Source organism: Peribacillus asahii, assembly GCF_003570725.1.
In the GTDB taxonomy this organism is placed as follows: domain Bacteria; phylum Bacillota; class Bacilli; order Bacillales; family DSM-1321; genus Peribacillus; species Peribacillus asahii.
The window spans coordinates 69,180-81,160 of the sequence record NZ_QWVS01000016.1 but is presented as its reverse complement, the minus strand read 5'-3'; the positions used below and the strand labels follow the sequence as shown (position 1 = coordinate 81,160).

The window sequence follows — 11,981 nt, the reverse complement described above, 5'->3', positions numbered from 1 at the left end:
TGGATGAAGGACATTTCCCTTCCCTGATTCCTGAATTTTGGCCTTCATAACTCTTTGAAAGATATTTTTCACTTTTGGGATACTCTTCTTCCTTTAGCTCTTGCGATTATAGCCGTTCATTTTCTTCACGGTTATAATCGGAGGTGTTCGTTTCTGACTCCACATAATATATCCACTAATAAACAATACAGATAGGACAGTTAGCGGAATAATATACGGCGTCGCAAAGCTTCTCACCTCTTGCCAATTTTCCCCGAGTAATTTCCCTAATAGCAAAAATAAGACTGTCCATGGAATAATTGCCGCAACAGTATAAATAAGAAACTTCCAATGAGACATTTTCGCAATGCCTGCCGGGATGGAAATGGCATGGCGCACAACAGGAATGAAGCGTGCCGTAAAAATTACTGCTACCCCATAACGCTCAAACCACTCCTCTGCCATCGTTATATGCTTTTCTTTAATTAATACATATTTACCGTATTTCAACAAAAATGGCCTGCCTCCAAAATAACCGGCCCAATATAGAAAGAGCTGGGCTAATGTCCCCCCAATTCCCCCTGCAATTAATGCTCCACTAAAAGTCAATTGTCCAATCCCTACTAAATATCCACCGTACCCTAGTACTAACTCACTTGGGATGACTTCCACCATCAGCCCTAACATAATGCCTATGTACCCTAAATCCGAAAAAAACTGCAAAGCTAACATAATCCATTCTGACATAATTAGCCCGTTCTCCCTTATTGTATTTTCGAAATCGCTCGTCCCTCTATTCATAAAGTTATTTCAACTTCACAAAAAAAAGACCAACTTTACAGTCAGTCTCTTCTCTACTTTACTCCACCTCAATCGTTTGTAATTGATGCTCATGGAGCTCGCCTTTTTCTACATGTACTTGGATTTTATAAGTACCTTCCTCTTGGAAGGATACTTTATTTTGATATTTCCCGCTCTCTTTTTCAATCGCTTTAATAAAATGGCTTTCTTCGCTTCCCTCTTTCCAAACTTCAAAGCTCACATTTGCCGCTGTTAATGGTTTTCCATCTAAGACTATAGATGCTTCCACATCAGACTTTTGTCCAGCTTTTGCCCGGTTGTTAAAGAACTCAATAGAAAAGTCCGAACTCGGATGAGCCGATGTTTCTGAAAGCTTATGCTCTTCGATTACAAACTCTTTCTCTGGCATAACATGAAGACCCTTTTTCGTTACATGAGCAATCACAAAATATTTTCCGCTATCGGGAAACGTATGTAATGCTTGATACTTGCCTTCTCCAATATTTTTCGCACCTAGCATCGTTCGCTCATCGCTTCCAGATTTTCGAATTTCAATAAGTACTTCATCCGCTTCCTGAATGGCTTCCTTTCCTTGTTTGACTGAAGCCTCAATAATAATCTCCTTGCCTGCTACAAGATCGCCCACGCTTGAAATTGAAGCGACTAACGGAGTAGTAACCGTACTATTTACTTCCTTCCCCTCCGGCATTTCTGTTTCTTGACATCCTGCTAATAGTACAAGTACAAGCAGTATACTAAACGCTGGTAATTTCTTCATCATATAACTTCCTTTATGTTAAAATGAAATTTAGTGGGATATCCATCTTCGTCAACTTCCCACTAGACTCCATACTTACCCAAAAAGGATGATTTTATACAAAAAAATTACCAGTATCTCCTCACCGTAATCGATGTCATAAAAGCTCCAGCAATAATGGTGAGTACAGAATAACAAAAGATAGTTGCACCAACAATATTAATACCTGATACGAGTACACAACTATCTAGGAACAAAATAATTAACCCAACATTCCATCCGCTTTTTTTAGAAATAATGTGAGCCAGCATATCTGTCCCCCCTGTTGATGTTTCATAACGAAGCATAAGACCAATACCCAACCCGATTAATAAACCGCCTAATATAGCACTAAGCGCAATTGGCAACTTCCAATGTATAATAATGTTTGAACAAAGATCGATACACAAGGAGGAAACGAGTAAACCATTTAAACTGCGAAATAGCCAACTCCTTTCAAAGAACCAAACATATGCATAGAGAGGTGCGCTAAGTAAAATAATGCTTAATCCAGCAGGAAGCTGAAAATAATAATGAATAATAAGCCCAAGTCCAATTAATCCACCATCTAATAAATGATAAGGAACTAAAAAAAAGTTGATAGCAATTCCAAGAAGCAAGCTGCCAACAATCGTCGCCACTACCTTTTCAATATACGATATATAAATCCCCCCATCATAAGCCCGTCCCTTTCTACACAATATGTCATACAGAATAAAAAAATTAATCTTCATGCTTCTATTTTTTCAACAATATAGGAATGAATGAACAAACAACCATATACTGTAAGTGATTATTTTAAAAGGAGTGCAAATTGACTGAATATTCTATAATATTAAGAGAGAAGTAAAGGAAACGGCTAAAAAACGCTAATATTCCTTTAAAACATTCATATATTAAGCAATAATCGTCAAATTAGCCCTTCTAGTCGGTTTGACGGAATTTATGACTGTTTCTATAATGAAGATATTTAATTAATTAGAATTCGAGGTGATTGGATGGGGCATTAAAGGATATTCGTAGTGACGAGCGGATACTACGTATTCCGATGCAAAAGTGTATATGGAAGAAGATAGCAATCTTACAGCACTTATTCACGGAAAAAGTTCTTGTAGCTCCCGTCTCGTCGTAATCCAGCATCACATATTTAACGAACAAAAATTCAGTATATTTTAAAAATCTAGGAGGTGGACTCCTGATTCGCCTTAAAGGCGAGTTAAGGGAGACTTATTTGGACATAATAAACTTGGTTTTGATTGCCATTTTAATTGCTTTGACAGCATTTTTTGTAGCTTCAGAGTTTGCAATTGTTAAAGTAAGGAGTACACGAATTGACCAATTAATTGAAGAAGGAAGAGCGAATGCCATCCCAGCAAAACAAGTAACCTCTAATTTGGATGAGTATTTATCTACCTGTCAGCTCGGTATTACGATTACCGCACTTGGTCTTGGTTGGCTGGGAGAACCGACTGTTGAAAGCATTTTAGGACCGCTTCTAACTCAACTTCATATCCCTAATTCCGTTTCTCATATTTTATCAATTATCATCGCCTTTTCTCTTATTACCTTTATTCACGTAGTTGCCGGAGAATTGGCACCAAAAACATTAGCGATCCAAAAAGCCGAGCAAGTAACTTTACTCGTATCGAAACCATTAATTTGGTTCAACAAAATCATGTACCCATTTATTTGGCTACTGAATGGAAGCGCACAAATGCTTACAAGAATGTTTGGTTTAAAAGCTGTATCTGAACATGATATCGCTCATACAGAAGAAGAGCTTCGTATTATCGTTTCAGAAAGTTATAAAAGTGGCGAAATTAACCAATCTGAGTTTAAATATGTAAACAAAATTTTCGAATTCGATGATCGGATTGCAAAAGAAATCATGGTACCTCGTACAGAGATTGCCACATTATCTAAAACAGATACGATTCAACAATTTTTCGAAGTTTTATCGGAAGAGAAATACACACGTTATCCTGTTATTGATGGAGATAAAGACCATGTCATCGGAATGGTCAATATGAAAGAACTATTTACGCAAATGATTGATAAGAGCAACCAGTCAACTCAAACAATTGAGCAGTATATTCGTCCAATCATCCGAGTGATCGATAGCATCCCTATTCATGACTTATTAGTTAAAATGCAGAAAGAACGAATTCACATGGCGATTTTAATGGATGAATATGGCGGCACATCAGGGCTCGTGACAGTTGAAGATATTCTAGAAGAAATTGTCGGCGATATTCGCGACGAGTTCGACTTAGACGAAGTTCCAGATATTCGTAAACTCAAAGACGATCACTATATCATCGATGCAAAAGTATTAATTAGTGAAATCAATGATTTACTCAAAATTGATATCGATGATGAAGATATCGATACGATGGGCGGCTGGATTTTAACGGAGAATTATGAATCTAAGCAAGGCGATGTTCTCAAGTATGGCGATTATCATTTTAAAATAAAAGAAATGAAAGATCATCATATTCACTATATTGAAATTTACAAACCAGCTACAGTCATTACAGAAGTGGCAGAGATGAAGGACTTCCCAATCATCTCCAAAACAGAGATTGTTTCATAAACATAAAAACCCCGCACTTTTATAAGCGCGGGGTTTTTGTTGTGCTCATTTCTGCTCTATTGAACATATACTATAATTTAACAGATATCTTTATTCATTCTAAATTATTGTAATTAAGTATAATTATTCCCTTCTTGCTCGATACTGTTAGTAAAAACGACTTCAAGGAGGTAGAAACATGAAAGTTATCTCAATCTGTCAACACTGCAAAGGAAGAGGAAAAAAGAAATTTCTCCAATTCTTCTCACGCAGCTGCTCCCACTGTCAGGGAAAAGGCAAAAAGGTAAAGAACGTAAACGACGTTAATCAAAAGTTTAAAAGCTTCTAAAGTTTAAAATTAGGCTTAATCACTCCTACCTTTTTTAATGTTTCATAGACAATCACTAAAGCAGGACCAACAAAAAGCCCAATAAATCCGAGTAGCTTAAATCCTAAATATAAACTAATTAAAGCGGCTAACGGTGTTAATCCCATATTAGCCGAATAAATTTTTGGTTCGACCGTTCTTCTCACTATTGTAATGACAAGAAAGAGAAGCAATAAACCAATTGCCAAATGCTGATTCCCTTGAAAGAAAACGATGATTGCCCATGGCACAAGCACGGAACCTGTTCCTAGAATAGGCAAAATATCCACAATAACAATTAACAAAGTAAGTAATAAGGTATAAGGAACGTTTAATAACCACAAACCTGCGTACGCCATAACAAACGTAAGTAAACTAAGCAACACCTGTGCTTTCAAAAAACCAACGGCTGCTATACTTAAATCTTGATACACGAAAGAAATCTTTTGATAAGTGGAAGCTCTAAAAAACTGTTTCACCCTTTCTCTGATAATCGGCAGCTCTAAACAAATTAAAAACACGGCAATTAAATAGATTAACAAATCGACAAATAAAGCTGGCACCGATGTAACAAACTGAACTGTTCCTTGTACAAAGTTTTGTGTAAAGCCTTCTAACGAATGAATTCCTCTTTCCATTGCATTTTCAATAGACCAAATCGTATCAGCCGGAAGAGTTTTGGAATATTGCTCCCACTGTTTAATAAATGGGAGCATCACCGTTTGATACAACTCTCTCGCAATATCTGGTACCTTTTCCGAAACAGTAATCATTTGCCTCGTTAGAACAGAGATTAACAAAAAAGTTAAAGTCGTTAAACTCCCCACATATAAAACGAATACAATAAAAACTGCCCATAACCGTTTCATCGAAAAACTTTTACACAACCAATCTACAATCCCATTCAATAAAAGCGCTGTAAACAAAGCTAAAATTAATGCCCCTGAATACGGAATTAACCAGAATAAAAGGAGAAGAAATCCTATCCTCCACATCCAAAGAATCCATATAGAACGATTCACTTTAACACTCCTCTATTTAGCCGTTCATCCTTATATGTATGTGAGGAAGTCCAGTATCTTTCGTCATCCTTTTGTTTTATATTCAAACAAATAAACAGGCCACTCTAAATCGTATAGAATGGCCTGTTTATCGTTTTTCATTCAAATGATTATAGAGGGCGCTTTACTCGTTATTGGCCCCACTTTTTGCTGTACCTTCCGCTAATTGCTCAAAAGATTTCACTTTACCATGCGGGTTTTGCGATTGTTTTCTTTTTGTCCATTGTCTTTCTTGTTGTCGTTTCGATTGCGTCATAACTATAAAAACCCCTTTACGTAAATATAATCAATAATAGATTAACCTTAGGGGCTATTTTCATGCCTAAAACTTTAAATTACTCATCTGTACGAGTTCTCGAACCACTTCTCCTGCAGGCAGCTCCTTGGCTAATCTATGCCCCTGCCCTGCCCACAATGCCATAAACTCTGGTTCATTTTTTTGCCCGGCCACTTTTCGCATCGTCTTCGTCATATGGTGAAGGTGTGGATAAGCGGCTGGAGCCTCAGCACTATAAGTCGTTAAAAAATAATTGACTAATCCGCGTGCACGTCGGCCGCTAAAGGCACGGGTCAAAGCCGTTTTCTTAAATCGAGAATCGACAAGTGCTGCTTTATGAACAGAATTTGCTCCACTCTCTGGACAACGAAGAAAAGCAGTGCCTAATTGAGCGGCCGTTGCACCTGCCGTTAGTACCGCGGCAACATCTTTCCCATTCATGATTCCACCTGCTGCAATAATCGGCAGGTCTATTTCTTGTTGGATGAGGCGAATCAATACGAGCAGCCCATAGTCTTCCTCAGTTTCATTTTTAAAAGAACCACGATGGCCACCCGCCTCTATTCCCTGTGCACAAAGGGCATTCGCTCCTCGCTCTTGTGCAATTTTTGCTTCCTCTACATTTGTAACAGTCACGATAACGATTGAGCCCGTCTGTTGAAGTTCACGAATGACTTCTTCCGCTGGACACCCAAATGTAAAGCTGACAACTGATACTTTTTCTTCTTTTAAAACAGCTATTTTTTGGTCCCACTCATCATCATCACTGTATGCTTCTCCAATGGTTGTTTCGATCTTTAAAGCTTCTCGTTCAATTCTTTGCCGATACTCCGCTAAAGCTCCTTCATCCACTGATTCATCGCTTGGGACAAATACATTTACACCAAAAGGCTTCTCTGTCATTTGTCTTGTTTGGACAATTTCTTTTCGCAAATCTTCGGCTGTCTTATAACCAGCCGCTAGAAAACCTAAGCCCCCTGCATTTGATACTGCAGCGGCTAATACAGGATTGGATGCCCCTCCTGCCATTGGCGCTTGAATAATCGGATACTTTACTAAGTTTTGTAGCATTTCCTTCACCTCTTGGTCACTTTTTGGAAAATAAGCTGTTTTCTTATCTTTTACGCAATAATTTGTTACAATAGTAGTCTGTAAGAGAAATGTTTTAAATAGATCACCTGCCTAAATACATTATATCTTGCAAATATAACCAATAGGTGGTAAAAAATCATGACAGAAAATAAACCATACAGAGTATTGCTGTATTATAAGTATGTAACGATTGAAAATCCTGAGGAATTTGCGGCTGAACATCGAGCATTTTGTATCGAGCACGAGTTAAAGGGTCGTATTTTAATCGCGAAGGAAGGAATCAATGGTACTGTTTCTGGTACAGTTGAACAAACAAATCAATATATGGAAATGATGAAAAACGATCCGCGATTCGCGGATATGGTTTACAAAATAGACGAAGCGGATGAGCATGCTTTCCCTAAAATGAAAGTTCGCGCTCGTCCAGAACTTGTTACACTTCGCTTAGAAGATGATATTAACCCGAATGAACTAACAGGCCGCCATTTAAGTCCAAAAGAATTTTTTGAAGAAATGCAGGATGAAAATACGGTTGTACTCGATGCTCGTAATGACTATGAATATGACTTAGGTCATTTCCGCGGAGCAATTAAACCAGATATTTTAAACTTCCGTGATTTACCGCAATGGGTACGTGACAATAAAGAAATGTTTGAAGGAAAAAGAGTGTTAACCTATTGCACAGGTGGTATTCGCTGTGAAAAATTCTCAGGCTGGCTCGTTCGTGAAGGTTTTAAAGATGTTGGTCAACTGCACGGCGGAATCGCTACGTATGGCAAAGATCCTGAAGTACAAGGTGAGCTTTGGGACGGACAAATGTATGTATTTGATGAAAGAATTTCTGTTCCAATTAATCAAAAAGAGCACGTTATTGTTGGTCGCGACTATTTTACTGGCGAACCTTGCGAACGCTATGTAAACTGTGCAAACCCAGAATGTAATAAGAAAATCTTAGCGAGCGAGGAAAGTGAACATAAGCACCTGCGCAGCTGTTCTCATGAATGCCGCGTGCATCCACGCAACCGCTATGTAGCTGAGCATAACTTAACTGAAGAAGAAGTGGCAGAAAGACTACAACAATTAGTAACTCAATAACTCATCAATCGGTGCAATGAACTAAAAGATTGTTCATTGCACCGATTTTTCTTTGCTTATCTGCTAATTTGGCTTACTACCTTGCTCATGCCAAAAAGCTCGATAAAAAAGCATAAATCCGCTCATACTGGATAACCTATACAAGTAAACAGTTAAAAGGAGCGATGAACAATGAACTCAGGACAAGATTATACAGCAGCAACTCTATCCCAAGATGCTCTCCAAGATTTGCAACAATTCGAAGGTAAATTGCGCACTGAAACGAATAAAGAAGTTATCGTGATTGCATACGAAAAAGAAAAAAAACAGTAAGCTAAAAACGGTAAGCGTGTTCGCTTACCGTTTTTTCTAACTCCATTTATTAAACCAATTTTTAATTCGTTGTTTATTCTTCTCTAATATTTCCTTCGAGGTTGTGTTTTCTTTTTGTTTTTTCCACTCAAAGAAGCTGGCAACAGCAATGAGCAGAATACCACCGATAATTAAATAAAACCACCATGGCATTTGCCCCCATAACGAATTCGTATTCAGATAAATATTAAGTAAAATCGTCCCTGTTCCAGCAAGGAAGAACGATTTATATTTCATCATAAATCCGAATAACAGAGAGATTAAAGAGATCGTCCCGATAATCAGCGCATCTGTTAATGTATTCCCTTCTATCGCATCAAAAATTAATACGAAAAACAGAAAAGAAACGATAACGAGCTCAACGATTTGAGTTGTTTTTCCAAATGAGAAAATCTTTCTACATAACACCGGCACAATGATTAATAACGGCACAACGTATACTTCCGTAACAAACACATCTGGAATAGACAGTTGCTCAACAATTACCTGATATGGATATAAACATAACGTGATGGCAGCCGCCGCATATATCTTTCGCTCTTTCAAATCAATGGTCCACACTCGAATAGCAAGGAAATATAGAACCACTAAGAGAGATACAAAAATCTCTAAGCTCATCACACTCGTTGTATTCGCAAACACTTTCTCATTCATCGCGATTACATAAAGCAAACCAAAAATCCGATAAAAATCAATAATGATCGTTGATTCTGTCCGCTTTATGAAGCCCGAGAAGTCTCGTTTACTAAGCAGAAGCATAACAGCCATTAACACGAATAACACAATCATGCCAAGTACAAGAGATAAACTTCCGGCATACATCACAAAATAAATGAAGGCTAATAAAAGCGGTGCTACAGTAGCATTTTCCCACTTCTTCTTTCGTAACAAATATAAAGTACCAGCTAATAAAACGGTGACAAGTCCTGCCCAAACTTCTGTCCATTTCTCCGGAAACCCATAGGCATATACTTCTGAAATATGAACGAACGTAACCAAATGTAAGAAAGGAATTAAGTACCATTCAATAAGATGCTTCCATCCCGTATTAGCTGCACTCCACAACACGATGATGATAATCGCGGTCGTTACTAATGTAAGAGACATTGTATACTCCACTAATAAAGAACGTTCAAACACTAATAACACCTGGACATAGAGTGTGACGAAACCAACATAAGTAAACACATATCTTTGCCAATTAATCTTTGTTCGTAAAGCACTCCATATATAGACGGCTAAGACTAATACATACAGCCAAGGTGTTGCACCTTCTATGCGGATGAGCAGATACCCTATAGGAATCGCTAACACATTCATCAGTTGACTCCACCAAAAGAAATATTGCTTACCGTTCTTTGCATATTTGCCAAGCCACTCAGCAATCAATAAGAAAAGTAACGGACCTAACAAATAATACGCAATATTAAAGGGAGACTGCTTGAAGTCGAATACTGAAAATAGTGAACCATAGACTCCTACACTCGTAATAAGAACCGGGATCCAAAGCAAGTGATGACGATATTGATGCACGGACCATCCATTAATAGCGGTCGTTAAAGTGATTAGCAGTGTGATAACTAGTGGAGGCAACAAGCTGCCAACTAAGAATAAAAACGCTAGAAACGATAACACTTGCCCAGCAATAAAAAATACATGAAAGAATACTTTTTCTGTTTTCTTAAATAAAAGCCCGATTCCAATAGAAAGTATAGCGACTATCATCGTATGAACACTAATCTCTATATTATTTTCATATAATGGACTTATTTGATTGAAATATGGATACAGTGCCATACAGGCGACAACTAAACTAATTGGGAATCCATAGGCGCTTACTCTTCTCATCTCTTCGCTGCGATCTTTTCGATACGTAACATAGAGTAATCCGGAGATAATCGCCAAACCTATACTAAGATCAAGCCATTGTAATACAGCTAATTTCAACGTTAACATACCTAGCATACTGCTGCTCGTAATATATAAGGCACTTTCCTTAAATAATCGCAGTTTCTCAGATTGATAGATATATAACCCTAAATAGAGCAACATCTCAATGACAAACAGCAGATTGACCGTATTCGAAAACTCTAAATCCAAAGCAAAGCCTAAATACACAAAGGCTAAACTAAATAAAACAAGAGCTGGGTATGTGTAAGCCTTTCTTTGCGTTGTAAAGGAAAGATACACAAATTGACAGGTTAGCACGAGCAAAGCCAAAAAGATTTGAGCTTCCTGGTCGGTCCATGCCATTGCATTCACATAGATAAAGACTAAGCCGCCTGTTACTAAACTTGTCTGTCTAAAACTTATCGCTAATGCTTGATTTCCTTTACCCAGATAGTTGGACAACCCGATAAATATCAGCGGCAGTATGGCAAAGGCAACAATTGAATATTCTTTCAAAAACGATTGATACACCGTATGAACAAATCCATAGGTAAACACGATACTAAAAACAAAATGAAAATAAAGTTTTTGATGCTTAACAGCCAATAGTAAAAATAATACAGATAGGATTAGTAATGTGAATGAATACATACTATTGTTTGAAAATAAAGTAAGGGTGACAAACGTTTCCGCTATTATTTTAAACATCATAAATTGAAAAACATACGGTTTAAATAACATCAGCTTCGTCTGGCTCTTCACATAATCAAGATTCCATAGGAACAACACGTTTAATAAGGCCATCAACAGCAACAATACGTCCCTTGAGAAAGTGATATAGGCCAGGCCAAAGTACGTTGTCATCGCAAAAGTAACTAATGAAATCAACACAAATACTTTTGACTGAAAATATTGAGCAATTTTCATATAAATCGCAAAACAAATGACTCCCCCAATGAACCCAAGCAACCCTCTTCCGTTCCCCTGAAGCGATAAATATTCTCCAAAAATTTGATAATAGGAAGCAGATAAAATCGAGATAGGGATAAACAAACTCGCTAATGTTAAAAAGGCAAAGGCTGTTTGTTGAATTTTCAGTTTGGAAGAAATAAAAGCCATACCGGCAAAAAACACAGACACTAAGCTAATGCTCATCACTTTTAAAACAGCATTTAACTCTCCCCATGTAGAAGTGGCCAAAATAAGACCGCCGAACAATAGAAAGATAACACCTGTAATTAACACAATGGAAATATTTCGCTCCCGAAGCTGCTCCGCCGTTTTTTCAGGCCTTACCGTAACTTTTGGAATGATTACCGGCTTGATCGGTGTTTGAGCTGTCTCTGCTTCGTGTGAAATAATTGGTTCTTCAGAAACAATTTCCTTCACTTTTTCTTGTGATGGTATCGTTGGTTCCATCACATTTTTCTTTTCTTCTTTTACAGTATGATTCGTTTTCTCCTTATGAATCATTTGCATGCTATAGCGATCGTACAAACGACTGATTCGAATATAATCTGTTTTTGGAATAAGTCTTTGTTCTCGCAACGCCTGCAGCTCTTCTTGAAAAATCTGCCGCCGCGTCTCTAGCGGTATGTCTTCTTTAGAAGAATCGCTCATTCTAAGCAAAGCCCCCTTCCTCTTCCTGCCTTTATTAGACATATTTATTAGCTTTTGCAAATATCACTATCATACCAAAT

10 protein-coding genes are annotated in these 11,981 nt (G+C 37.6%); 3 read left to right on the top strand and 7 right to left on the bottom strand.

Going from position 1 to position 11,981, the window contains the following annotated elements; genetic code table 11:
- Positions 1 to 93: 93 nt before the first annotated feature.
- The 3 genes from uptA to D1953_RS10000 form a co-directional block, all read right to left on the bottom strand.
- Positions 94 to 726 (bottom strand): undecaprenyl phosphate transporter UptA, encoded by a 633-nt coding sequence (uptA, locus tag D1953_RS10010; protein ID WP_119117035.1) that lies wholly within the window; start codon positions 724 to 726, stop codon positions 94 to 96.
- Positions 727 to 838: 112 nt separating this feature from the next.
- On the bottom strand, positions 839 to 1,561 hold the full coding sequence (locus tag D1953_RS10005) for a FixH family protein (protein WP_119117034.1): 723 nt from the start codon (positions 1,559 to 1,561) through the stop codon (positions 839 to 841).
- A 104-nt stretch (positions 1,562 to 1,665) separates the two neighbouring features.
- Positions 1,666 to 2,310 (bottom strand): YitT family protein, encoded by a 645-nt coding sequence (locus tag D1953_RS10000; protein WP_119117033.1) that lies wholly within the window; start codon positions 2,308 to 2,310, stop codon positions 1,666 to 1,668.
- A 497-nt stretch (positions 2,311 to 2,807) separates the two neighbouring features.
- Between D1953_RS10000 and D1953_RS09995 the strand changes: the two genes are divergently transcribed.
- A complete protein-coding gene (locus D1953_RS09995; RefSeq protein ID WP_119117032.1) occupies positions 2,808 to 4,169 on the top strand; it encodes a hemolysin family protein in 1,362 nt (453 codons plus the stop codon).
- A 324-nt stretch (positions 4,170 to 4,493) separates the two neighbouring features.
- Here the strand turns inward: D1953_RS09995 and ytvI are convergent, their stop codons facing one another.
- From ytvI to D1953_RS09985, 3 genes are all read right to left on the bottom strand, one after another.
- Positions 4,494 to 5,537, bottom strand: coding sequence for a sporulation integral membrane protein YtvI (gene ytvI / locus D1953_RS09990; protein WP_245980021.1), 1,044 nt, complete (start codon positions 5,535 to 5,537; stop codon positions 4,494 to 4,496).
- 163 nt (positions 5,538 to 5,700) lie between these two features.
- Positions 5,701 to 5,832, bottom strand: a complete 132-nt coding sequence (locus tag D1953_RS21545; protein WP_220453363.1) for a DUF6254 family protein — start codon at positions 5,830 to 5,832, stop codon at positions 5,701 to 5,703.
- A gap of 66 nt (positions 5,833 to 5,898) precedes the next feature.
- Complete coding sequence (locus D1953_RS09985; RefSeq protein WP_119117031.1) at positions 5,899 to 6,924, bottom strand: NAD(P)H-dependent flavin oxidoreductase; 1,026 nt, start codon at positions 6,922 to 6,924, stop codon at positions 5,899 to 5,901.
- 159 nt (positions 6,925 to 7,083) lie between these two features.
- On the opposite strand from D1953_RS09985, the gene trhO reads away from it, so the two are divergent.
- Both trhO and D1953_RS21225 read left to right on the top strand, forming a co-directional pair.
- Positions 7,084 to 8,040 (top strand): oxygen-dependent tRNA uridine(34) hydroxylase TrhO, encoded by a 957-nt coding sequence (gene trhO / locus D1953_RS09980; RefSeq protein WP_119117030.1) that lies wholly within the window; start codon positions 7,084 to 7,086, stop codon positions 8,038 to 8,040.
- Between the two features lie 171 nt (positions 8,041 to 8,211).
- Entirely contained in the window at positions 8,212 to 8,352 is a 141-nt protein-coding gene (locus D1953_RS21225) for a hypothetical protein (RefSeq protein WP_182480566.1), read from the top strand.
- A 36-nt stretch (positions 8,353 to 8,388) separates the two neighbouring features.
- Here D1953_RS21225 and D1953_RS09975 read toward each other — a convergent pair whose 3' ends face one another.
- Entirely contained in the window at positions 8,389 to 11,901 is a 3,513-nt protein-coding gene (locus D1953_RS09975; RefSeq protein WP_119117029.1) for a hypothetical protein, read from the bottom strand.
- Positions 11,902 to 11,981 lie beyond the last annotated feature (80 nt).

Coding starts and splice junctions, on each gene's coding strand:
- D1953_RS09985 (WP_119117031.1), bottom strand. CDS start 6,924: ATGCTACAAAACTTAGTAAAGTATCCGATTATTCAAGCGCCAATGGCA.
- D1953_RS21225 (WP_182480566.1), top strand. CDS start 8,212: ATGAACTCAGGACAAGATTATACAGCAGCAACTCTATCCCAAGATGCT.
- uptA (WP_119117035.1), bottom strand. CDS start 726: ATGTCAGAATGGATTATGTTAGCTTTGCAGTTTTTTTCGGATTTAGGG.
- D1953_RS21545 (WP_220453363.1), bottom strand. CDS start 5,832: ATGACGCAATCGAAACGACAACAAGAAAGACAATGGACAAAAAGAAAA.
- D1953_RS09975 (WP_119117029.1), bottom strand. CDS start 11,901: ATGAGCGATTCTTCTAAAGAAGACATACCGCTAGAGACGCGGCGGCAG.
- trhO (WP_119117030.1), top strand. CDS start 7,084: ATGACAGAAAATAAACCATACAGAGTATTGCTGTATTATAAGTATGTA.
- D1953_RS10005 (WP_119117034.1), bottom strand. CDS start 1,561: ATGATGAAGAAATTACCAGCGTTTAGTATACTGCTTGTACTTGTACTA.
- D1953_RS10000 (WP_119117033.1), bottom strand. CDS start 2,310: ATGAAGATTAATTTTTTTATTCTGTATGACATATTGTGTAGAAAGGGA.